Annotated in this window: 20 protein-coding genes; 6 read left to right on the top strand and 14 right to left on the bottom strand. The window is 52.0% G+C overall.

Annotation, left to right across the window (positions count from 1 at the left end; translation table 11 throughout):
- Positions 1 to 336: 336 nt before the first annotated feature.
- The 5 genes from BR86_RS0112990 to BR86_RS0113010 all read right to left on the bottom strand — a co-directional run bounded on the left by BR86_RS0112990 (position 337) and on the right by BR86_RS0113010 (position 8,320).
- Positions 337 to 1,233 carry a cation diffusion facilitator family transporter gene (locus tag BR86_RS0112990; protein WP_031474568.1) on the bottom strand — a complete coding sequence of 299 codons (897 nt, stop codon included), beginning with the start codon at positions 1,231 to 1,233 and terminating at the stop codon, positions 337 to 339.
- 405 nt (positions 1,234 to 1,638) lie between these two features.
- Positions 1,639 to 3,780, bottom strand: a complete 2,142-nt coding sequence (locus BR86_RS15375; protein WP_051684816.1) for a sensor domain-containing diguanylate cyclase — start codon at positions 3,778 to 3,780, stop codon at positions 1,639 to 1,641.
- 768 nt (positions 3,781 to 4,548) lie between these two features.
- Positions 4,549 to 5,922: a 23S rRNA (uracil(1939)-C(5))-methyltransferase RlmD gene (rlmD, locus tag BR86_RS0113000; RefSeq protein WP_031474571.1), complete on the bottom strand. Its 1,374-nt coding sequence runs from the start codon at positions 5,920 to 5,922 to the stop codon at positions 4,549 to 4,551.
- Between the two features lie 138 nt (positions 5,923 to 6,060).
- A complete protein-coding gene (gene aroC / locus BR86_RS0113005) occupies positions 6,061 to 7,176 on the bottom strand; it encodes a chorismate synthase (protein WP_031474573.1) in 1,116 nt (371 codons plus the stop codon).
- A gap of 82 nt (positions 7,177 to 7,258) precedes the next feature.
- Positions 7,259 to 8,320, bottom strand: a complete 1,062-nt coding sequence (locus tag BR86_RS0113010) for a lactonase family protein (RefSeq protein ID WP_031474575.1) — start codon at positions 8,318 to 8,320, stop codon at positions 7,259 to 7,261.
- A gap of 261 nt (positions 8,321 to 8,581) precedes the next feature.
- Here BR86_RS0113010 and BR86_RS0113015 point away from each other — a divergent pair, with 261 nt between their 5' ends.
- Genes BR86_RS0113015 through BR86_RS0113030 form a run of 4 tightly spaced genes read left to right on the top strand, consistent with a single transcriptional unit; the run spans position 8,582 to position 12,920 of the window.
- Entirely contained in the window at positions 8,582 to 9,679 is a 1,098-nt protein-coding gene (locus BR86_RS0113015) for an ABC transporter ATP-binding protein (RefSeq protein WP_031474577.1), read from the top strand.
- Between the two features lie 15 nt (positions 9,680 to 9,694).
- Positions 9,695 to 10,513 (top strand): ABC transporter permease, encoded by an 819-nt coding sequence (locus tag BR86_RS0113020; protein WP_031474579.1) that lies wholly within the window; start codon positions 9,695 to 9,697, stop codon positions 10,511 to 10,513.
- Positions 10,513 to 12,453, top strand: a complete 1,941-nt coding sequence (locus BR86_RS0113025; protein ID WP_031474581.1) for an extracellular solute-binding protein — start codon at positions 10,513 to 10,515, stop codon at positions 12,451 to 12,453. The genes BR86_RS0113020 and BR86_RS0113025 overlap by 1 nt, the downstream gene beginning before the upstream one ends.
- 35 nt (positions 12,454 to 12,488) lie before the next feature.
- The gene (locus BR86_RS0113030) at positions 12,489 to 12,920 is read left to right on the top strand and encodes a NifB/NifX family molybdenum-iron cluster-binding protein (RefSeq protein ID WP_031474583.1); all 432 of its coding nucleotides are present in this window, start codon (positions 12,489 to 12,491) and stop codon (positions 12,918 to 12,920) included.
- Positions 12,921 to 13,072: 152 nt separating this feature from the next.
- Here the strand turns inward: BR86_RS0113030 and BR86_RS0113035 are convergent, their stop codons facing one another.
- The 8 genes from BR86_RS0113035 to BR86_RS0113080 all read right to left on the bottom strand — a co-directional run bounded on the left by BR86_RS0113035 (position 13,073) and on the right by BR86_RS0113080 (position 21,262).
- Positions 13,073 to 14,758 carry a sensor domain-containing phosphodiesterase gene (locus BR86_RS0113035; RefSeq protein ID WP_031474585.1) on the bottom strand — a complete coding sequence of 562 codons (1,686 nt, stop codon included), beginning with the start codon at positions 14,756 to 14,758 and terminating at the stop codon, positions 13,073 to 13,075.
- Positions 14,759 to 14,857: 99 nt separating this feature from the next.
- Positions 14,858 to 15,355: a tRNA (cytidine(34)-2'-O)-methyltransferase gene (locus tag BR86_RS0113040; RefSeq protein ID WP_031474587.1), complete on the bottom strand. Its 498-nt coding sequence runs from the start codon at positions 15,353 to 15,355 to the stop codon at positions 14,858 to 14,860.
- A complete protein-coding gene (locus BR86_RS0113045; RefSeq protein WP_031474589.1) occupies positions 15,348 to 16,523 on the bottom strand; it encodes an aminotransferase class I/II-fold pyridoxal phosphate-dependent enzyme in 1,176 nt (391 codons plus the stop codon). The genes BR86_RS0113040 and BR86_RS0113045 overlap by 8 nt, the downstream gene beginning before the upstream one ends.
- Positions 16,520 to 17,002 carry an Lrp/AsnC family transcriptional regulator gene (locus BR86_RS0113050; RefSeq protein WP_031474591.1) on the bottom strand — a complete coding sequence of 161 codons (483 nt, stop codon included), beginning with the start codon at positions 17,000 to 17,002 and terminating at the stop codon, positions 16,520 to 16,522. The genes BR86_RS0113045 and BR86_RS0113050 overlap by 4 nt, the downstream gene beginning before the upstream one ends.
- A 33-nt stretch (positions 17,003 to 17,035) precedes the next feature.
- On the bottom strand, positions 17,036 to 17,665 hold the full coding sequence (locus BR86_RS0113055) for an AIR synthase-related protein (protein ID WP_051684817.1): 630 nt from the start codon (positions 17,663 to 17,665) through the stop codon (positions 17,036 to 17,038).
- Between the two features lie 288 nt (positions 17,666 to 17,953).
- Positions 17,954 to 18,964: an L-threonylcarbamoyladenylate synthase gene (locus BR86_RS0113065; protein WP_242841619.1), complete on the bottom strand. Its 1,011-nt coding sequence runs from the start codon at positions 18,962 to 18,964 to the stop codon at positions 17,954 to 17,956.
- A gap of 196 nt (positions 18,965 to 19,160) precedes the next feature.
- On the bottom strand, positions 19,161 to 20,834 hold the full coding sequence (locus BR86_RS0113070) for a glycosyl hydrolase family 18 protein (RefSeq protein WP_051684818.1): 1,674 nt from the start codon (positions 20,832 to 20,834) through the stop codon (positions 19,161 to 19,163).
- Positions 20,835 to 21,022: 188 nt separating this feature from the next.
- Positions 21,023 to 21,262 carry a hypothetical protein gene (locus BR86_RS0113080; RefSeq protein ID WP_031474599.1) on the bottom strand — a complete coding sequence of 80 codons (240 nt, stop codon included), beginning with the start codon at positions 21,260 to 21,262 and terminating at the stop codon, positions 21,023 to 21,025.
- Between the two features lie 1,192 nt (positions 21,263 to 22,454).
- Between BR86_RS0113080 and BR86_RS0113095 the strand changes: the two genes are divergently transcribed.
- Together BR86_RS0113095 and BR86_RS15785 are read left to right on the top strand one after the other, a co-directional pair.
- Entirely contained in the window at positions 22,455 to 23,285 is an 831-nt protein-coding gene (locus BR86_RS0113095) for an adaptor protein MecA (protein WP_031474603.1), read from the top strand.
- A gap of 239 nt (positions 23,286 to 23,524) precedes the next feature.
- Positions 23,525 to 23,695 carry a DUF362 domain-containing protein gene (locus BR86_RS15785; protein ID WP_074649602.1) on the top strand — a complete coding sequence of 57 codons (171 nt, stop codon included), beginning with the start codon at positions 23,525 to 23,527 and terminating at the stop codon, positions 23,693 to 23,695.
- 209 nt (positions 23,696 to 23,904) lie between these two features.
- Here BR86_RS15785 and BR86_RS16205 read toward each other — a convergent pair.
- Positions 23,905 to 24,096, bottom strand: a 192-nt coding sequence (locus tag BR86_RS16205; protein ID WP_207641170.1) for a hypothetical protein, incomplete at its 5' end; no start/stop codon positions are given.

Consider the following 24,096-nt stretch of genomic DNA (forward strand, 5'->3'; position numbering starts at 1 on the left):
CTACCTTATCGGCCTTTGTTCTTGGAATTTTCAGGGTTTTATATACTGTTCAGTTTTCAATGTTCTTTGTTGTTGCCTCTCGGCGACAGCTCATTTATAATATCAAAGCCGTTTCCATTTGTCAACAACTTTTTTATTGTTTTCGAATCTTTCGGTTCGACACTGTTCTGCGGTGTTTCCCGCTGACAGCTTACGTAGTTTAGCATTAGTGCGGTGGATATGTCAACCACTTTTTTGAACTTTTTTCTTTTTATCCACTCCCCTGTTATGAAAAGTGTGGGTAACACTTTGATTTTGTCTGTTTTTCCCGGCTTTTATCCACATAGCTGAAAGGTTTTACACCGGATTCACGTGGATCATGATATGTTTGATCTCCGGAAAGCGCTGTTCCACCAGGTTATGCACATTTTCTGCAATTTCGTGGGCATCATACAGCGAAAGCGTTCCTTCCACCGCGATCTCCGCATCGATGTAGATCCGGTTGCCAAACATTCTGGTGCGGATCTTATCGAGGCCGCACACTCCGTCCGTCTCCAGGATCAGCCGGCGAACTTCGCGCTCCGTTTCCTCCGGGCAGGCTGTATCCAATACTTTGCTGACAGCATCCCGAAGAATGTCATACGCTACCTTCATTATACAAAATGCGATCCCAACACTTGCAACCGGCTCCAGCACGAAAAAACCCATTCGTGCTCCGCCGATACCGATCAGGGAGCCGACGGACGAAAGTGCATCGGACCGATGATGCCATGCATCCGCCATAAACGCATCCGATTTCAGTTTTTTCGCATAATGACGGGTATACCAGAACATTGCTTCCTTGAGAACGATCGAGAGAAGCGCCGCCGTCAGCGCGACCCGCCCCGGGATCTGCATCGTCCGGTATTCACCGGTCACAATGATCCGAAGCGCGCTATATCCGATGATAACCCCCGTACCGCCAAGGATATTGCCCAGCATCATCGACGCAAGGCATTCCATCCGCTCATGACCGTAGGGATGTTCTTTATCCGCTTTCTTCTGTGACATTTTTACGCCAACCACGGCGATCAGCGTAGCAAAGACATCCGAAAGTGAGTGGATCGCATCCGAGACCATTGCCCCGGAATGGCCAATGATACCGGCTGCCAGTTTATATCCGCTGAGCAGGACATTGCCCAAAATGCCGACCGCGGATATGCGTCTGATCATCTCCTGTGCATCCCTGTCGCTGATTTCTGCTTCGCTCGCCATACTTACACCTCCCGTTCTTCCCCTTCGGTTCTTCCTGTCAGCGGTCTGTATCCATAAGTCTCCATGAATGTATGTGGTTACGATAACGCACACTGTGGCGTTTTTCAAACATTTGGTTTTTGTGCAAAATGACTTTTTACTCATACAGCTTTATGTTCAATAAATTTTATCCCAAAAACTTTATGCCCAAAAAGGTTTTACATTCAAAAAGCTTTATACCCAAAAAGTCTTTATATTCAAAACTCCCTTCTGGATTCCATCAGAAGATGTTCTCCGGAAGGGAGTTTTTTTCACCTTTTCTGCTACGATTATGCGACACTCAGCAGCTCGCCCTGTTCATTGATATTCATTAGTTTAATATAGACATATTCCGATTTCATCCATCGGAAGACAGAAAATTACAGATTATTTTCTCCACTGTGGAACGGATGTTTTCATCATGTCATCGTAAAATGTGCATCCCGCACGTCCGTTCACCTTTGTCTGATAGAGAGCATCATCGGCCTGCTTGAAAATCTCCTTGCTGTAGCTGTCTTCAAATACGGTCACTCCGGCGCTGATGGAGAACGCGGGCATATCTTCCTTGGTCGGATGCTGAAGCACCTCGTTGATATTCCGGATTTTGTTCCGGATACGGTCCGCAAATCCGTCGCCGCATTCGTTGAAGATCACCACAAACTCGTCGCCGCCAAACCGCACCACGTAGTCTTTTTTCCGGAAACTGTGCCGGAGAATATCTGCGGCCTGACAAAGCACCGCGTCGCCCACTACATGGCCGTAGGTATCATTGACCTCCTTAAAATGATCAATGTCCACAATCATGATGGCTCTGCGGTCGGTATTGTTCTTGAGTTCCTCCTCGATCCGGCTGAAGGCCGTACGGTTCAGAAGACCGGTCAGCTCATCGTGATCCGCCTGATATTTGATGCTCTCTTCGCGCTTCTTCTCGGCATTGATACTGGCCACCGCAAAAACGATCTTTTCTATCTCTCCGGTATCCTCGTTCGTGACCGGCACAAAGGTCATACGGCACCAGCCCTCCGTCTGCCCAAGGTAGTTCTTCTGCACATATCCCTGTTTCCGGAGCCGCTCCAGCAGAGTCGGATAATCAAGAAACTCCCGGACGCTGTCCCGGTAGTCCAGGTCCACGCACATCCGGACAAATTTGTCCTTCAGATCATCATAGGTTTCACCGTCAACCACAAACCGTTCATTCATAAACTCCGGAATCCGGATCACATGGATTCTGCGGTCTTTTACGTTGATCTCCAGCATGGTGAAATACATTTTCGCCAGAGATCGTACAATGGCTTCTCCGGCCGCCGCATCCTCCTGCTGTTGGATTTCTATCAGTTTCGTCTTTGTGATATCCCTACGTCCGTAAATGATATGGGAAATGGAGCCGTCCTCATTGCGGTCTCCGATCAGGAAATTGGCCCGGTACCATTTCTTTTCAATATCATTGTAGAAATCCCGGCTGATCCGGGAGTATTTTTCCAGCTTTGCGACCACATTTTCCACTTCAAACCATTTCTCAAGGGACTCGCGGACGTTCTTCTTTCCAATGCTTTTGGCTCTGGAGCGCAGATAGGTGAAGGCATTCTTATCCCTCTCCGGGGTGCTCTCATCCGTGTCCCGGATTACCCGGTAGGTTTCGTCTGGCAGAGAAATGTAGATGCTGAAGTCAAAAATCTTTCCGACGCCCTCCGCCATCCGCTGATACTCGAGCACCTCCACCTGATCCTGATCGACATTGATATATCCTGCTGCCGCCCGCGTCGGCTCCTCATCAATCGGATCGAATTTGATCAGGACATAATCGAACCATTCATACTGATTCTCATGTGTCTTGCCGAGGAAGCGGTGAACAGATTTTTTCTTGTGCCGCAGTTCTTCGATCATGTTTTCCCGTTTTCCGAGCTTCAGCATTTCGTCCAGATAATCCGGATGGCAGATCGAGCGGATCGACCGCTCATACATTTCGTAATAACTTTTTTCCGTGCTGTTCAGCCGGATGGTCTTCTGCGAGATATCCGGTTCATAGAAGTATGACGAATAACTGCCGGTCTCCAGATTGATAAAATGCAGTATCACATACTCGCTGGCCAGGCCCTGGATCGCATCCAGTCCTTCCTTCATTTCCTCTCTGGTCAGAGTTTCATTCCAAACCTTATCTGTGATGTCACGAATAATGCCTTCGATCCGGACTCCGTCCGTGTAGGAGACATTACGAACGCCGATAAAATGGATGTACCGGTTACCTCTTGTCGGATGCTTCCACAGATACTGAAACTCGCCATATCCAGTTTCAGCAACGTGTTTTCCGGCCGCAATCAGCCGTTCCAGGCTGGATGGCGCCACCGCCGCAAGCCAGTCCCGATAATCCTTCTCCGGATCATTGCCGGCCGGAATGTTCAGAAGGCGCAACGCAACCTCATCGCAGTACAGACGCGGCTCTTTGCCCGGATCTGCCTCGATGACCCATTTGCCGAAGCTCATATATTCCAGAATGTCTGCTTTAAAAAATGTCGATCCAAGCTTCTCCACTATATGTTCTCCTTCTCTCTTCCGGTGAAGCGAATTCCGGTTGCGTCCGTTCCCATCGTAATCTGTCTTTTATGCGGCGATAATTCGATTCTATCATATAATGATAACTCATTTTATTTTGTAAGTGGAACCTTTTTGGCATCATCCAAAGACGTTTGCCTCATTTTTTATGGTCCTGAGCCTGTCCGGAATCCCCATATCGATCTTTATCATCGTGATATGATCCGCTTCCTTTTCGAGATATTTCAGGAGGCAAACCGTCCCCGCATGCCACCTCCCAAGAATTGATCCTCAGTGCTGCGCTCAATCTCTATTTTTCCTTGTCAGACACGAACAAACGGAAACTTCGCTGTTGATCATATCGTATGGTCTGTTTTTCTTATTGTCAATGATGTGTGCCGGACGTTTATCCGCCCGATATGTCATCCGGAGCAGACGGCTGACTTTATCCTTATCTTATATATCGGCTCCACTACATATTGAAATTATATCTGTTGCGAATCGAAATACGCTTCTCAAGTTTCGATTGTTCAGCGGCAGTCGCCAGCGCCTCACCAGTGTGTGGGCTTTGGCGAGTTGTCCGCATAAACAAAGAGGCTTCCGCCGGCATGTAAAATATGCCGATGGAAGCCTCCTGATATCCTTTATGCCCAATTTTTCTGTTTATCTCTATCGCAGAAAGACTCTCTCAAGGGTTTATTCCTGCGCCCTCCCGGCTTCTCTGATTTTGTGACAGTCCTCTGCGTCCAGGCCGATATCCGCATGAGATTATGACCCTGTATCATTTTTAACCAGAGCAGCAACGGTCTCGACATGCATGCTCATCGGGAACATGTCGCAGCAGCGCACCTTGCGCAGCCGGTATCCTCCCTCTGTCAGAATCTTCACATCTCTGGCCAGCGTGGACGGATTACAGCTGACGTAGACGATGGTCTTCGGCTTCATCTTCAGCATCGTGTCCAGAACCGCCTGATCGCAGCCTTTGCGCGGCGGATCCACGACGATCACGTCCGCGCTGATGTTCTCCTTCTCATATTTCTCCGGAAGAACCTCCTCCGCCTTTCCGACGAAGAAATCCGCGTTCTCAATGCCGTTTAACGCCGCATTTTCCTTTGCGTCCCGGATCGCATCCGGAATAATCTCCACGCCGCAGACTTTCCCTGCCTTCTGTGCAAGGAAAAGGGAAATGGTTCCGATGCCGCAGTAAAGATCCCAGACCGTCTCTTTCCCTTTCAGATTTGCATAGGAGAGCGCCGTTCCGTAGAGTTTTTCGGTCTGCACCGGATTCACCTGGAAGAAGGAAAGCGGGGAAATGCGGTATTTGATCTCTCCGATATAATCGGTGATGCCCCCGTCTCCGTAAAGGTTGATGATCTCTGTACCCATGATGACATTGTCCGTCCGGGTGTTCACGCTCAGGGAGATGGACGTCATCCCCGGGATGAGCAGAAGCTGGCGGACCAGTTCCTCGCTGTGCGGAAGCGCTTTCCCGTTCACCACCAGACAGACCATGAGTTCTCCGGTCTTGAAGCCCTTTCGGATCAGGACATGACGAACCAGGCCCTTATGCGTCAGCTCGTCATAGGGCCGGATGTGATAGTCTTCCATGAAACCGATGATCAGATTCAGGATCTTCTGGTTCTCCTTTACGCCCAGAAGGCAGTCGTCACACTCAACGATCCGGTGGCTCCGGGCCGCGTAAAAGCCGGCGATGACCCGGCCGTCCTTGTCGGTTCCGATCGGATACTGCGCCTTGTTGCGGTATCTCCAGGGTTCTTCCATGCCGAGGATCGGCTTCATGTTCAGCTCCTCTTCCGGAATTCCGCCGATGCGGATGAGCGCGTTCCGGACCTCATTTTCCTTTACCCGCAGCTGGGCGTGGTAATCCATCATCTGAAGCTGGCATCCGCCGCACTGCTTCGCCACCGGGCACTTCGCCTCGGTCCGGTACTTTGACGGCGTAATGATTTTCATCAGACGCGCAAAGCCGTAGTTTTTCTGGACTTTCATCACCTTTGCCGTGATGACGTCACCGACAACCGCGTCTTTGACAAACCATACGAAATCATTTTTCCGGCCGATTCCCGCGCCGTCTTTTCCCATATCTTCAATCGTCAGATTAAACTCTTCGTTCTTTTCCATATATGATCCTGTTTTCTTCTGCGTTATTCTTTCCCGCGGGGCGGGCCGTGCGGCTTCCGTCGTCCTTCCCGGCCGCCGGCTCATCGCCTCACAGAAACAGCCATCCGGCATAAATCCGGAATGGCTGATTTCGTTCCTTTACTTCCCGTAAAAATCGCGGATCCGGTCCATCCGCGCGGTCATCCCCGCCAGCAGCATATCCGCTGCGGCAAATGCCGCCATCATCTCCACAACCACGACCGCTCTCGGGACGATTACCGGATCGTGTCGTCCGCGGATCGAGATCTCGATCTCCTCGCCGTTTTTGCTGACCGTCTTCTGGGGCTTTGCAATCGACGGCGTCGCCTTAAAAGCTGCACGGAAGATCACATCCGAACCATCCGTCATCCCACCGAGTGTTCCGCCGGCATGATTGGTGGCTTTCACCGGCCGCTTCCCGCCATCCGGCATTTCCGCCATCCGGAATGCATCATTGTTCTCGGAACCGCGCATTTTTGCCGCGGCAAAACCGTCGCCGATCTCAAAGCCTTTTACTGCGCCGATGGAGCAGACCGCTTTCGCAAGATTTGCGGAAAACTTTTCGAAGACCGGATCTCCGATACCGGTCGGAAGCCCTCGCATCACACACTCCACCACACCGCCGGAGGAATCCGTCTGCGAGAGAAGATCATCGAGATAGCATTCCGCCTGCTTTGCCGCCTCTGCATCCGGCATGCAGGCACCATTTCGGTCGCGCTCCGAAAGATCGAACTTCCGGTCGTCGATCTCGACCGGTCCGATGGAGCGGGCATAGGCGAATACATCCACGCCAAGTTCCTGAAGAATCTTTGCCGCGATCGCTCCCGCCGCCACACGGCCGATGGTCTCACGTCCCGAGCTCCGACCGCCGCCGCGGTAATCGCGGAATCCGTATTTCTCGTCAAAGGTATAATCGGCATGTCCCGGACGGTAGTAGGATGCGATCTCACTGTAATCCCCCGAATGCTGATCCCGGTTGCGGATCAGAAGTGAGATCGGTGTCCCCTCGGTCTTTCCCTCAAACACACCGGACAGGATCTCAACCGTATCGCTCTCGGCACGCTTTGTCGCAAAACGGCTCTGCCCCGGTTTTCTGCGATCCAGATACTTCTGGATATCGGCTGCGGAGAGCTCGATTCCTGCGGGGCATCCGTCCACAACCACACCGACTGCCGCGCCGTGGGACTCTCCCCAGGTCGTCATCGTAAGTATCTTTCCGTATGTTGATCCTGCCATTGGTATTTCCTTTCACTTTTGTATAATTCGTCTCGTATGGTTCAGGCACCGCTATCCGGAGGTGCCTCCTTCTCCTCTCTGCTCAGATTAGCTTTGTGATCACACAGCAGTTCGGCTCATTAATCGGAATCTCGCGGGAATTCATGACCAGAAGGCCCTTTTCGTAATCGACCTTGAAGATCGTGATGCTGGCGCTCGCGTGATTGATGACCGCGATATGGTTTCCGTCCGGGAAAACCGCGACATCCTTCGGATAATCGCCGGCGGTCGGCAGACAGCAGAGCTGTGTCAATAGACCGGTGTCCCCGTCCCTCCGGTACACACTCACGGAGTTGTCGCCCGCGTTGGAGCAGAACAGATGGCTTTCCTTTTCGTCCGGACTGAGGCGGATTCTGGCCGCTGCCGTCAGCTCGCCCGGATGCTTCGGATCAATGGTTGTGATTGTCTGAATCCGTTCAAAGTCCGGCACCCGCTCCCCCGGCGTGTAGCGGAACACATCGATGGCATTCTTATCTTCATACATCAGGTAGAGGAAACGGCCGTCCTTCGTGAACATGAACTGTCTCGGCCCCGAGCAGAGCTCGCACCGGATGGCATCCACGAGGTTCAGCGTCCCCTGATTCTCATCGAAATGATAGATCTTTACCTGATCCAGACCGAGATCGCCCACAAGAACGAACCGGCCCTCCGGCGTCCGGGCCGCACAGCTGATGTGCGGATGGAAGGTTCTCTCCGACACGGTTCCGAGACCTTTATGGTAGATACCGTCCGTGATCCCGCCGATGCTGCCGTCTTCATTTAACCGCAGAACCGTCTCTTTTCCGTCGTGATAGCCGGAAACAAAGATATATTCGTCATTCCGGTCCGTTGTGACATGACAGCCGCGCATTCCCTTGATCTTTCTCGCATTCAGACGGTGAAGGTTACCGTTTTCAAGGATACGGAAAGCCACCACGCCCTCATCCGCGATGGAATAGAGATATTTTCCGCTGTTGGAAACACACAGATAAGAGGAATTCTCCACTTCCACCTCACTGCGGTAGGTCAGCGTTCCTTTTTCCACATCCACATCATATAAGGTAATTCCCTTTGCCTTGCCGTTGTAGGAATAGGATCCCACATAAGCCATATATCTGTCCTGCATCACTTCATCCCCCTTGCCGTGGATACGAACGTCCGTAAAGATAATCTACGTCAAAAATATCACATTTATGCCCGTGCCGCAAGCGCGCCGGCGCGGCGAAAAAAGCGCCGAATCGGGCCTCTTCGCGTTGACACTGCGGCCATGTACTGTATAATGATGGAGTTTACATTATTTTATGTAATTATGCGTCCTGCCGGCCGGATGTCCCCGCGGATTTCCGGCGGCATTTTCATGCAAAAAATTCATCTATCGGAGGCACATATGAGTCAGGCTCTCATCGATCTCGAACATATCAATAAAAGCTATGACGGAACCATGGTACTGGATGACCTTGTTCTGTCCGTCAAACCGAACTCCTTCGTCACTCTCCTCGGCCCGAGCGGCTGCGGAAAGACAACCACGCTCCGCATCATCGGCGGTTTTGAGAAACCGGATTCCGGCCGCGTCATCTTCGACGGTCAGGAGATCACCTCACTTCCGGCCAACAAGCGCCAGCTGAACACGGTATTCCAGAAATACTCCCTGTTCCCTCACATGTCCATCGCCGAGAACATTGCCTTCGGCCTCCGGATCCGGAAAATGCCGCAGGCTTATATTGACGACAAAATCCGCTACGCCTTAAAGCTTGTCAACCTGGACGGTTTTGAGGACCGGGAGATCGATTCCCTGTCCGGCGGACAGCAGCAGCGAATCGCCATCGCCCGCGCCATCGTCAACGAGCCGAAGCTTCTTCTTCTCGACGAACCGCTGAGCGCCCTCGACCGCAAACTCCGCGAAGATATGCAGTATGAGCTGATCCGTCTGAAAAATGAGCTGGGCATCACGTTCATCTATGTCACCCACGATCAGGAGGAGGCCATGACGATGAGTGATACCGTCGTTGTCATGAATCAGGGCTACATCCAGCAGATGGGAACGCCGGAACAGATCTACAACGAGCCGGAAAATGCCTTCGTTGCCGACTTTATCGGCGAATCCAACATTGTCCCGGGCATCTTTCTGCAGGACGGTCTCGTCGAGATCTTCGGCGCGAAGTTCGCCTGTGTGGACAAGGGCTTCGGTCATAACCGACCGGTCGACGTCGTCATCCGCCCGGAAGACATCGTTCTGGGAAATCCGGAGAGCGGCTCTCTTCGCGGCGTCGTAACGCACCTGATCTTCAAGGGCGTTCACTATGAAATGGAAGTAACCACGCCGGACGGTTTCGAATGGCTGGTCCACAGCACCCGCAAGTTCATCCCGGGCCAGAAAGTCGGTCTCAGCGTCGATCCGAACGATATCCAGATCATGAACAAGCCGGAGTCCGAGGACGAGCAGGCGGCCAGCATTCTGAAAGAGCAGGCGGAACAGCTTGCGTAACGGGAGGTTAGACAAATGAATGATAACAAACGCTGGCTCGCCGCGCCGTACATCCTCTGGATGATCGGCTTCACGGTGATTCCGCTTCTGATGATCCTGGTCTACGGTCTGACCGACCCGTCCGGCCGCCTGACCACTGAAAACCTGATTGCGATGGGAAGCAGGGAACATATGAAGGCATTGTTCCTGTCCATCGGTCTGTCCTTTACGGCAACGCTCATCTGCCTTCTGATTTCCTACCCCCTCGCGCTGATTCTGCGCAGCCGGGGAGTCCGAAGCGGCAGTCTGATCGTTTTCGTGTTCGTCCTTCCGATGTGGATGAATTTCCTGCTCCGGACCATGGCCTGGCAGACGCTTTTAGAGAAAAACGGTGTCATCAACGGCATTCTCTCCTTCCTGCATCTGCCGGAGCTCTCGATTATCAATACGCCCGGTGCCATCATCCTCGGCATGGTATACAATTTCCTGCCGTTCATGGTACTGCCGATCTACCACGTACTCGCCAAGATCGATGACAGCATCATCAATGCCGCCCACGATCTGGGCGCAGACCATTTCCAGACCCTGACCCGGATCCTGCTGCCCTTAAGCATTCCGGGCATCGTCAGCGGCGTCACCATGGTATTTGTCCCGGCGCTCACGACCTTCGTCATCTCCGACATCCTCGGCGGCGGCAAGATCATGCTGATCGGAAACGCCATCGACCAGTCCTTCACCAAAGGAAGCAACTGGAATCTGGGGGCGGGACTCTCCCTCGTCCTGATGATCTTCATCCTCGCGAGCATGGCGATTCTGAATAAATATGACAAGGACGGAAAAGGAGGAACATTCTGATGAAACGGACACGGCACTACAGTCTGAAACAGTTTTTTCAGGATTTCTATCTGGTCCTGATCCTCTTTTTCCTCTACGCACCGATCGTGACGATGATCGTGCTTTCCTTCAACAACACAAAGTCCCGCTCCGTGTGGGGCGGTTTTACCACGCACTGGTACACGGCGATGTTCGACAACCCGACCATCATGAACGCGCTGACCAACACGCTCCTCATCGCGTTTTCATCGGCCCTCATCGCCACGATTCTCGGAACGGCGGCCGCCATCGGCATCCGTTCCATGCGGAAGACGCCGCGCAGTATCGCTATGTCGATGAATAACATCCCGATGATGAACTCCGACATTGTGACCGGAATCTCGCTGATGCTCGCCTTCATTGCCTACGGCATTTCTCTCGGCTTTAAAACCGTGCTGATCGCGCACATCACGTTCAATGTTCCGTATGTCATCCTGAGCGTCATGCCGAAGCTCCATCAGACCAACCGCTCGACCTACGAGGCGGCCCTCGATCTCGGTGCATCCCCGTTCCAGGCGTTCATGAAGGTGATTTTCCCGGATATTGTGCCGGGCGTGCTCTCCGGTTTTCTGATGGCGTTCACGATGTCGCTGGACGATTTCATCATCACGCATTTTACAAGAGGCGCCGGCATCGATACGCTGTCCACCCTCATCTACAGTGAGGTCCGCCGCGGCATTCAGCCGACGATGTATGCGCTGTCCAGCGTCATTTTCATCACGGTTCTGGTGCTTCTTCTCATCACGAACTCCAAACCGCAGGAGCCGGCTCACAGGGCACTCACCGCGGAGATCAAGGCCAGACGTCTTGCGCAGAAGAAGCGCCGCGCGGCTACCCGGAAGATTATCCTGATCACTGCCGTGTCCGCCGTCATGATCGTCTGCGGAAGCTGGACCGTCATGCGCTATCAGACCGCACACTCCGATGTGCTCTACGTCTACAACGCCGGTGAGTACATCGACGAATCCGTCATCCGGCAGTTTGAGGAGGAGACCGGCATTCACGTCACCTACGACGTCTTCGAGACCAACGAGGAGATGTATCCGGTCATCGAGGCCGGTGCCGTACAGTATGACGCCGTCTGCCCGTCGGATTACATGATCCAGAAGATGCTGGAAAATGATCTCCTTGCCGAGATCAATTTCGACAACGTACCGAACCTCTCCCACATCGATCCGAAGTGCCTGGAAATGGCCCGTTCCTTCGATCCGGAAAACCGGTACTCGTTGCCGTATACCTGGGGAACGGTGGGCATCCTTTACAATGAGGATTTCTTTAAACAGCACGGCCTCACGCCGCCGAAGACCTGGAAGGACCTGTGGAATCCGGCGCTGACGGGGGAGATCCTGATGCAGGACAGCGTCCGCGACGCGTTCATGGTATCGCTGAAATCCCTTGGCTACTCCGCAAACTCCACGGACATCAATCAGCTTCAGGAGGCCAAGCGGAACCTGATTCGCCAGAAACCTCTCCTGCAGGCCTATGTGGTCGATCAGGTGCGCGACAAGATGATCGGCGGCGAAGCCGCGGTCGGCGTCATTTACTCCGGAGAGCTCCTCTATATTCAGAATGAGATTGAAAACCAGAATCTGGGCTACCATCTGGACTATGTCATCCCGGAGGAAGGAACCAATCTCTGGGAGGACGCATGGGTCATCCCGAAAAACGCCCCGAATAAGGAGAACGCCGAGAAATGGCTGAACTTCCTGTGCCGGCCGGACATCGCAATGAAAAACTTCCGCTACATCACCTACGCGACGCCGAACAAGACGGTGTACGATATGCTTGAGCCGGAGCTGCAGAACAACAAAGGAGTCTTCCCGGATGATTCCCAGCTCGGCAAAAGTGAAGTATATAAATATCTCGGTGATGACGCCGATAAGATATATAATGAACTTTGGAAGGAAGTTAAGTCGGAATAATCCGTTTCGGCACAGCCGAAAGAAAGGACTTCATTATGATCATTGCGGTTCCAACAGCAGACGGCACCGTAGACCAGCACTTCGGGTCCGCCAGAGAGTTTACCATCTATCACACCGATGAATTCGATGAGATTGCCTTCACAGAAGCCGTGGAAGCGCCGGGTACCGGCTATGAGGCCATCCTCCCGCTTCTCATCGAAAAGGGCGTAAAAATCATCATCTGCGGCCGGATCGGCGCCTATGCCGTCCAGGCGATCAAGCCGACCGGCATCATGCTGATGGGCGGCGCCTCCGGCAATGCCTCCGACCGGGTCAATGATTTCCTCGGAGGAACCTTGAAGTTCTACTCTCCGAGTGAGCCGATCGCCGCCGCTCCGGCCAAAGGCGACGCCCGCGGCGAAGGCGACGGTCTCGAAACCGACGGCAATGTCGCCGCCTGCGGGGATAATCCGGTCTGTACGCTCTGAAACAAAAAAGTGAGATGTCCGTTGAGGTGACATCTCACTTTTTTATTCTCATTCGATTTGGATTCTCATCAAACCTGTCTTTTCTGTCTTATCTCTCTTTTTGGCGTCTCCGCCGGCAACGCCGGTCTTCGGGGCCGAATCCCCGGGGCGCCTCACTGCTCCGCATCCGCATGTTTTTCCACGTATCGCTTCATGAATTCCCGATGAGGAATCGGCTTCGAATACAGATAACCCTGAAACGTATAAACATCATACTTTCGGAGAATATCCCGCATCTCCTCGGTCTCCACGCCTTCCACGCAGATTCTTGACCCGAAGATTTCGCCCACTTTTTCGATACTCTTGACAAGACGTTTCTGACGGCCGTCACGGACAATGTCTTTTACGAACTGCCGGTCGATCTTCAGTATGTCGATATGGAGACTCTGCAGGATCGACAGAGAGGAAAACCCGGTGCCGAAATCATCCAGCGCCACCTTAATGCCGTACCGGTTCAGGTCGCGGCAGATCGCCATCAGCCGTTCCATATCGAGGAAACGGCAGCGCTCCGTAATTTCCAGGCAGAGATTCTCCGGAGGATAGCCGACCTCTTCCATGGCACTTTTTACCGTATCCAGAAAATCCAGCTTCTGAAGCTGCGCATAGGACAGGTTCACATTCAGGACGAAATCGGGAATGGTTTTCAATATCTCCCGGCACTCTTTCATGGCCTGACGGAGAATCCATTCTCCCAGTTCCGGAAACAGTGCATCGTTTTCCAGTACCGGTATGAAATCGTTCGGCGGAACAATGTTTCCGCTCTCATCAATCCACCGGATCAGGGCCTCCGCCCCCTCCAGTTCCTCATTCTCCGCAGTCATAATCGGCTGATAAAACACCTCAAAATTACTGCATTGCTGAATGACGCTGTTGCGGATCCGGTTGATCCTTTCAAGACGGTAGATTCCGTTCTTGCTGTTCCCGTTTTCAAAAAAAATGAACTCTCCCTGTTTGTTGTATTTGGATTCCTGATACGCCCTCGTCAGGCAGGAAAAAATGGTATCCGCATTGATATCAAAACGGTCTACCGCAACCGCCCCCGCATTGACCTCAAGCAGGACCTGCCTTCCTTCCAGCAGGAACGGTTTTTGAAGGATCTCCTGGTACTGCCGGTAGTTTTCACGAAGCTGTTCTATCGTGGCGGTCCTGCTGATCAGAGCCACACGCACGCCGTCCAGTCGGTACAAATCACCGATATTCTGGTTGTGATCCTGCACATACCTTATACAGTGCTGAAGAATTCTCGTTCCGAAATCATAGCCGAACAGGTCATTAATTCCCGTGTAATTGGTCGCACCGTACATGACAATCCGGAACGGGATACCACAGTCCAGATACCGGCTGACATCATTAAAAAATCCGTTTTTGTTGCGCAGTCCGGTTACATTGTCCACACTTTCATTCAGCGAATGATTCCGGATCATTCCGACAAAATACTCCGGTTCCCCGGCGTCATTTTTCAGGATAACCCCCTTGCACGTACACATGTTGTACTTTCCCGCAAGGTTCTTTGCCCGATACTGCACATCGTGCATGCCGCAGCCGTTTGCGAAAATTTCATCGATACTCGCCCGGTACACATTCCGGTCATCCGGATGGACATAACTCTCCCAGATATCTCCCGCGGCATACATGTATTCTCCGGGAAGCCCGTACAGTTCCACCGCTTTTTTTGACCAACGGGAATAATCATATGCAACGTCGCACACATATACGTCGGTTCCCTCCGCGACCATGGCATATGAATCAAATACCGCATTTAACTTTTGAAGCCGTTTTTCTGTTATCTCTTTCGTCATTCCATTAACCCACATAACATTCAGTTATTCTGTCTTGAAACAAAAAGCATATAACGGATTATCGGCATCTTTAAATAATTTATTCTATTTTTTTGTGATTTAACTTCTCCAGTGCATTTCATGCAGTTCTCCGGTCTTCTTCATCCCGGCAAAATCATTCTGCCGCAGAGCTTCATAGAGAACGATTGCTGCCGAGTTGGAGAGATTGAGAGACCTCGCCTCTCCCCACATTGGAATCCGGATACAGGTTTCCTCGTGACTCACCAGAATCTCTTCCGGTATTCCGCGGCTTTCCGGTCCGAACATCAGATAATCGTCCGGCCCGAACTCCGCTTCCGTATAGGTCCGGTGTGCCTTCGTAGTCCCCATCCAGATCTTTGCGCCGGGATTCTTTTCCAGAAAATCCGCAAAGTCCACATAGACCTCATAGTCCAGACTCTGCCAGTAATCCATACCCACGCGCCTCACGCGCTTATCGGTCAGTTTGAAACCCAGCGGTCCGATCAGATGAAGTTTTGCATGCGCCGCCACACAGGTACGGCCGATATTCGCCGTGTTCTCCGGCATCTCCGGTTCGTAGAGAACAATATTAAACATTCTTTTCCGCCTGCAGTCTTTCTGTAAATCTTCTGAGCCGGTCCAGGGCCTTCTTCAGATCACGCATGGAATACGCATAGGAGATTCGCATAAAGCCCTCTCCACAGTCGCCGAAGGCGGTTCCCGGAACAATGGCCAGTTTCTCTTCGCGGAGAAGACGGTTGGCAAACTCTTCCGATGTCATGCCGAATCGCTTGATGCTCGGAAAAACATAGAATGCGCCGTACGGCTCAAAGCAGTCCATCCCCATCTTCCGGAGTTCAGCCACCAGAAAACGGCGTCTCTCATCATAAGAATTCCGCATTCTCTCAATATCCGCATCACCGTTCCGAAGAGCTTCCACTGCCGCATATTGGCTGGTGGTCGGCGCGCACATGATTGCGAACTGATGAATCTTCAGCATCTGCTGAAGAATCAGCTCCGGTGCACAGGCGTAGCCGAGACGCCATCCGGTCATCGCATATGCCTTGGAAAAACCGTTGATCAAAACGCATCGCTCCCGCATACCCGGCAGGGATGCGATGGATACATGCTTTTCCTTGTAGGACAGCTCGCAGTAAATCTCGTCACTGATGATGAAGAGGTCTTTTTCCCGGACGATCTCCGCGATCTTTTCCAGATCCTCCCTCTCCATGATCGCGCCGGTCGGGTTGTTCGGGAACGGCATGATCAGAACCTTGGACTTCGGGGTAATGTGCGCAAGAAGCTTTTCCGGCGTAAGACGGAACTCATCTTTTTCCTCAAGCGGAATGGATACCGGTGTTCCGCCGGCCAGAATCGTGCACGGTACATAGGAAACATAACTCGGCTGCGGAATCAGCACTTCATCGCCCGGATCCAGCATGGCACGAAGTGCAGCGTCGATCGCCTCGCTTCCGCCGACCGTAATCATGGTCTCTTTGATCGGATTATAGGTGATTCCCTGAGACCGCTCCAGATAATTTACGACCTCCTGGCGGAGTTCTTTCAGTCCGGAATTCGACGTGTAGAAGGTGCGGCCTTTTTCCAGGGAATGAATGCCGGCCTCACGCACATGCCACGGCGTATCAAAATCCGGCTCTCCGACACCGAGAGAGATCGCGTCATCCATCTCGCTGACAATGTCAAAGAATTTACGGATTCCGGACGGCTGAATGCCGGTTATGGTTTTGGATAATGGATTTCTCACGACAGGAACATCTCTCTTTCATCTTTCGGTCCGTCACTGAGAATGGTTCCGTAGTCTTTGTATTTCTTAAGGATGAAATGCGTTGCGGTACTCAGGACGGAATCAATGGGTGCCAATTTTTCCGATACGAAGTTCGCAACCGAACGCATGGAGCCGGACTGGACAATGACGGTAAAGTCAAAACCGCCCGACATCAGATAAACGGACTGAACTTCCGGATACTGGTAAATTCTCTCCGCAATGGTGTCAAATCCCATATCTCTCTGCGGAGTTACTTTTACCTCGATCAGGGCGACAACCCGCTCCTGATCAACCTTATCCCAGTTGATCAGCGCGTTGTAGCCGCAGATTACATGCTCCTGCTCCATAAGGTCGATCGCAGACGCGGCTTCCTCCGCGCTCACGCCGACCTTCGCGGCCAGTTCCTCGAGACTGATTCTGCTGTTCTGTTCGAGTACGGCAAGAATCTTTTCCTTCATAGTCCGTTTCCTCCCTCTTTCTCTTTTTTGTTCCTACTTCTGTTCTGTTTTGTGTATTTCATCCGGAGCCGGGAAATCCAGATAGGTAGTAGTCTCCCCGCTTCGGATCTTTCCTGCTTTTGTGCGGTCAAACCAGCCGATGACCTCCGCCTTTTTCCCCATGGCGCGGTATTCCGCGGCAAGACTTTCGCCGCAGGACGCCGCCGCGAGAATACAGCCGGTGCTGTCCAGCCGATACGGATTCAGATCCCAGATCTCGCAGACCTCCACCGTTTCTTGAAGAAGCGGTATCTTCCGGAGATCAATGTCGAATCCCCGGCCGCCCGCGTTGCTGAGATCCCAGAGAGCCGCATAAAGGCCGCCGTCGCCCGGACGGCAGAATGCCTTCACCCCTGCCTTCCTGAGCGCCTTTTCCTCGGCCTGCACGGCGTGATCCCGGAACGCATTCCTGCATCGTTCCGCAAAGGACGCGGAAAACCGTTCATCCAGCCGTTTTCCCAACCGTATCGCCGCCGTCTCCGTTCCGCGGAGCGCCGCTGGACCGATCAGTACGATCGAAAGTCCTGCCGTGACCTCCCCGGTCACTTCCGCCGCTCTGCACTGCCGGACACGGAATGTCTTTCCGGACTCCGCCGGCGCACCGGATTTTTTATCCTGCGTCATCACGTTTCACCCGAATCAGCCGAACGCGCTGAGGCCGGCTCCGATCATCGGTACGATCATGCAGATCACCAGAACGACGGCGATCACGCCGACAATCATCTGTCTCTTCTTCTGTGCTTTGCTCTGTTTTTCCATGTTTTTCTCCTCTCGGCTCAGCCATGAGCCAGATTATTTTTCGCCCGTTTCCGAGCCATCCATCGAAGTCTGAATATTTCTTTCAGACTTTTCTTCTTTTCACTTACTTCGTCCTGTTTCCGGAATTGTCTTTCCCGGATTCTGCAGACCGGTTCAGAGATTCAGAATATGATACCCCGCGGCTTTTTTCAGCCGGTTCATGATCGCCTGTCCCAGATGATCCTCGGAAAAGCCCTCGGAAAAGATAAATTCCGCTCCCTGTCCGTCAAAGTCCCGCAGAACGGCATACAGATTGTGGGCAACGGTTTCCTTCCTTGCCCTCTCACCGATGGATTCCACGATTCCCTGAGGATAGCGGTCTTTTGTCTCATCGGTGCAGATAATGCCGACCGTTTTTCCCTCCGCGATCTTTTCCGCCGCCATGGCGTTGATTCTCGCGACCACCTGTTCCGTGTCGCCCTCAACGATGGTCATGTCCGCCTTCGGAGCATAGTGACGGTATTTCATCCCCGGAGCCTTCGGCTTCAGGTCCTTGCTGGGCGGTCCCTGAATGGCCGGATCGATCCGGACTTCACCGACAACTTCCTGTAGCATCTCCATTGTCACGGCGCCCGGCCGAAGCAGTGTCGGAACTTCTTCCGTGACATCCACAATCGTGGACTCCACGCCGATTCCTACCGGTCCTCCGTCCAGAATCACCTCGATTTTTCCGTTCAGATCTTCATATACATGCCCGGCCCTGGTCGGGCTCGGTCTTCCGGATGTATTCGCGCTCGGCGCGGCAATCGGAACGCCGGCTCTGCGGATCAGTTCCTGTGCCACCGGATCGGACGGCATACGGACAGCCACGGTTTCCAGACCGCCGGTCGTCTGATACGGCACGATCGCGCTCTTCCGAAAAATCAGTGTCATCGGCCCCGGCCAGAATGCTTCCGCCAGCTTTCTTCCTGCCTCCGGAATCTCCGATACAATCGGCGTGATCTCTTCCATACAGGATACATGTGCAATCAGCGGATTATCCGACGGGCGGCCCTTGGCCGCATAAATCTTCCGGGATGCATCCGCATCCAGCGCATTACCGCCCAGACCGTAGACAGTCTCCGTGGGAAATGCCGCCAGTCCGCCGGAACGGATAACGTCCGCCGCTTCCTGAATATTACGGATGTCTTCCGCAGAAAAACTCCCGGAATCCGAAACCTGAAGTACTTTTGTGATCACTTTTTTTCGCTTCTTTCTATAGAAAATGTTTTTCGTTTTAGTTTAATATAGTTTAATTCAAAAGTAAAGCGGAGAGCCCCTTCCGACCGACCGCCGGAAGCGCTCTCCGCTTTTGGTTTTTTTACAGGTCAGATGCGTTCTCTCAGTTCTTCCATCCGAAGATATTCCAGATATCCGACGTCTCCATTCCGAGTTTCCATCCAGCCATTCCGGCGACATCTGCCGCTTTCACCGCCTGTACCTTTTTCTTCATGGAATCAGCGTCTTCCAGCCAGATCATACTCTTTTTCCCGTTTTCTTCCAGCTCCGCATAATTCTGACCAGTCTCCTCATCCCAGACGGTGTCCAGATCATGGTTTTTCACCCATTCATTTGCCTCTGACATATGGAGCGCCTGCGAGGACGTATTCTCACCGCTCACGGTCCAGAGTCTTGTATAGAACGGAAGTCCCGCAATGATCTTCTCCTTCGGCACCATCGACAGGAGATTGTCGATTCCGTCCACCACGTAGGAAAGGGACGACACCGATCCGGCCTCGCCGCCGGCATAGTGCTCATCATATGCCATCAGAATGACATAATCCGCCCATACGCCCTGCTCCTGATAATTGTAGAAATGGTTATACGACTCCGCCGGATAATCATCGACGGAAAGCGTCAGTCCCGCTTTCCGGCATGCCACCGACATTTCCCGGATAAACTGGGTGTAATGAACGCCGGCCTCTTTCTTTAAGCCCTCGAAATCGAGGTTATATCCGTCAAAACCGTATGTTGCTGCTTCCTTCATCAGGTTTTTGATCAGCTTTGTTCGAACCGATGTCTTCGACAGGAGTTTTTCGGTGTTGACATTGCTGCTGTAATCATGTCCGAAATTGTCCAGAACCGGCCAGACTTTCATTCCGAGAGAATGTGCGGTCTTCACATAATCCGCCGAGGCGATGGATTCATACTCGCCGCTGTTGTTTTTCATGCCGAACCATGTCGGCGCAATCACGTTGACGCCCTTCGTCCCGGTCAGCGAATTGGTCAGCTGTGCATTGGCCGCCTGTGAGGTCGTCTGATGCCAGATCATGGTGATCTTGTCTTTCAGCATCGTCGTCTTATACTCCGGTTCCGTGAAACCGGTATCCGGCTCCTCGTCGCAGAAATCCGTCAGGGATCTGGTCTTCACATACCCCGTGAATCCCTTCGCGGTAACAATTTTGGACCAGTTCTCCATGCTGTCGAGAACCGTGACATGATCGCCTTTTTTTGCATCCTCGACGATCTCCGCCTTGATGCCGCCCCTGATTCTCACTTCCGTGTCTTCCCGGAGATTTGCTCCGGTCGTCGTGTTGCCGGAGTTTTGGATATACAGTCTCGGATACTCTGTATCCGAAAAATCGGTCATCGCCATGGCCGTGTGCATGCTCACGATCTCTGCGGACACCAGGATCGAATCCCCGTCCTCCACATAAACCGCAGATCCGTCATCATTTTTCGATTCCGCGGTCATCCGGAGAATTTCCTCCGGCAGCGTGTAGAGAAGCGCTTTTTCCTCTCTGTCGTAATAAAACCGCTCATTCAGATTGTCATTGACAAAATCAATGGGAAGATAGACCTTGTCTCCGATTATCCGGCCTTCGGTCTCCTGCCGGTCATAATTCAGATACAGTATGACTCCGTCCCCGGTTTTCGGTGTATAGATCCCGGAGAGATCCGCTCTCTTATTGGACGGCATATACCGCAGATACGCATACACGCCTCCCGCCGCTGCCAGTACGATCAGTCCGAGCAGGAGCAGAAAGCTCAAACATGACATCAGTCTTCTTCCCATGAACATCCTCCGATTCCGACAGGTCCTCCGATCTGTCACCGATTTCTGTACCACAAAGTATAGCATAAGCGGTCGGCGAATGTTATTTCTTTGTTTTGTTTTTCCTGTGCTTCTTTCTTATGGTTGTCAGGCAGAACTTGTTTCTTTTCTCCGTTTTTGTTTTCTTCGTTTCTCCGGTTGCCTTTCTGTCAGAGATGTACCCGGTCAAAATGGATCTCTTTCAGTTTTCCGTCCGCTCCCGGAATATAGTCACCCATGTAAAAATGCCGTCCTTCACAGACGAAAAGGCGCCGGTAATCCTTCGGCAGCATCTCCTTTCCGTCGATAAAGATCGGGATTCCCCGTCTCCTGAAACGCTCGAGTCCCTCCAGAAACAGCTGTTCCTGTCTCCGTCGGTCCCTCCTTTCCTCCTGAGACTCTGAAAACATTCTTTAGCACCTCCCCCATCGGCGTCTTTCCCTGCGCCGATGTTCTGCTGTCCGGTTTCCGGGACGGCCGGAGGTTCCTCCGTGATATACCGGGGCCGTCCTTTCTCCCGGATTCCGAACAGTAATTCCACGTTGCGAAGCAAATCCAACGGGCCAGTTGCCCGTGCAAGAAAACACGATATCCCGCAGCGGAAATGTCGTCTGGAGTACTGCATCCCGCTCCGTGACGTATCCGTTCTCTTCTTTTTTGAACTGTTCCTGTTTTTCGTTCTGAGAAGTCAACGTAATCTCTCCGCAGCTTCCACCCGCTGCGTTTTCATCCATTCCGCTGACATTGCATTGTTGTTCCGGAGAATCCCCTGCACTCTCTGAATTTCCATGGCAGCTCTTCGACGGTCCCGCGCAGTTCATCCGCAGATCATGCCCCGAACATTTCTGCGCCCGCTTTCTGCACGTATATCCCGTAATGATCATGTCATTCACATTCTGCACCGAATTCACAGTGAAAGTTCTTCTCCGGTCTCAGCTGATAATGATAATAAAGGCTGCGTTCTTCCGGTCACCGTTGACCGCTTTCCGCAGACAGACAGTGTGCGAAACCGCACACATGCAGAATCTCATCCATGGTACATTTCAGGATGAGATAACAGAATTCCGCGCCCGGCGCGATGCGCCGTTTACGGAGATCATCCGGCAGGTTTCCCGTCCGCATTCCGACCCGCCTTTTCCAAATTAATGAAACCGTTTACCAGCAGGACATCTGTCCTATCTCACCTCCTTGTCATGATCGGCTTCTCAGTAATTAATATTTTAGTATTATTTTCAAATAATTCAATGTTATATATCGCTATTTTCTAACAACTCTTTTGATGTAATTGAACACATATGCCGATAAAGTGGATTATATCGGAAGCGCTTTGTCGCTTATCGCAGGGTTTTCTCTCCCGCTCTCCGAAAAAATTTGTGAGGTTTTCCTTACGCTCTTATCGACTTCCGGTTTCCGGCGATATTTGTTCTATATGGCAGGGTGATAATTTGCATGTCCTTCCGCCGGGAATAAACGTGATCCGTTGTATGTTTGATTCTTTTGCCGATAAAGTTTTTCTAAAATTTTCTTACGGCAATTGCTATTTCTCCTCGTTTCATTTATACTGCACTCTGATATTGACATAAGAAAGAAGGAGATGATCCTGTGAAAATAGAACGAATCAGTGACAAGCAGATCCGCTGCACGCTCACCGGCGAAGACCTCGCACAGCGGGGAATGAGTCTCAGCGAGCTGTCCTACGGAACCGAGAATGCAAGAAACCTGTTCCGCGAGATGCTTCAGACCGCATCCTCACAGGTCGGTTTCGATGTCGACGACACACCGCTTATGATGGAGGCCATCCCGCTCTCCACCGATAATATCATGCTGATCATCACCAAGGTGGATGATCCGGAAGAACTGGATGCCCGGTTTTCTCATTTTTCACCGGCAGAGGAAACACCACGGACACCGGCGCTGTCCACAGAACTTCTGGAGGGAGCGGAAAAAATCTTCCAGATGATCTCCGGTGATACGACCGATCCGGCTTCCGTAACACCGAAAAAAGAGGAAAATCTGGATTTTGCCAAACTGTTTGACACCGTCCAGGCGATTGTCGAAGCCAAGCCGTCCGGACAGACTGCCGCTCCGGCAGATGCCGGAAAAAAGGAAACCAAAACCGCCAAACCTGCCAGGTCCACTCCGGCACTTCGTCTCTTCGCGTTCCCGGATCTGGACAGCGTCATTGATGCGGCCAAAGCTTCCGATCCGTCTTATCGGGGAGAAAGCGCCCTGATGAAGGATTCCTCAGACGGAACCTTCTATCTGATGCTCCGGGAATCGGAACCGGGAGAGTCCTCCTTTATCCGCTGCTGCAACCGCATGGCGGAATACGGCAGAGCGGTACGCGCCAAGACCGGAACCGAGGCATATTTCCGGGAGCACTATGAGGTCATTCTTGCAGACAACGCTTTAAAAAAGCTGTCTGCCATCTGACCCGGGCCGGAATGACCGGCAGATTTTATATGAATGGAATATGCGGGAGCGGATCGTGATCCGGAATGAATCATCACGGGTCCCGGCTCCGATCCGGACCGTATTTTCACTTCATCGCATTGGAATCCCCTGTGCGATGAAACATAAAAATTCGTTGAGTTATCCTTGAATAACCCAACAACCGTATTGTACAATGCAGTGGCATAGAGAATTTACCGTGATGAAGGAGGTATATTGCAATGGCATATGTTATTAATGATACTTGTGTAAGCTGTGGTTCCTGCGCTGGCGAGTGCCCGGTAGGTGCTATCTCTGCAGGAGCTTCTCAGTACGAGATCGACGCAACTGCTTGCATCGATTGCGGAACTTGTGCAGGTGTATGTCCGACAGGTGCTATCTCTCAGGGCTGATAAATCCTTTGAGATTGCTGATACAGAACAGCAAAAAGACCGGAGCGCTCAGCGCCCAATGTCATTAAGTTAGTATTGTATCCCGAGGCTGAAACTTTAAAGAGGGTGCTGAAATTGTTCCGGCATCCTCTTTTTCCATGTCTTTTTCCACGACAAATAGACGGATGCAAATCCGTCTGATAAATACGTGTATAATCTATGGATTTATGCTACTCTATAAAGGAAACCTTTAAAGATTCTTGCGGATTGGTATCTTTCCCGGTGCCGGTCAGGCCTGACAGGTACAAGATTTCTTGATATGATGGTTTCCAAATTGGGTGGAGATGTAATACCGCGGTAGAACTTTCTGCACATGTGAGCTGCAACTGAGAAGTTAGCTTTATATGTATATTTTCTTTGTT

This window comes from [Clostridium] aminophilum DSM 10710 (genome assembly GCF_000711825.1).
Taxonomy (GTDB): Bacteria; Bacillota; Clostridia; order Lachnospirales; family Lachnospiraceae; genus Clostridium_R; species Clostridium_R aminophilum.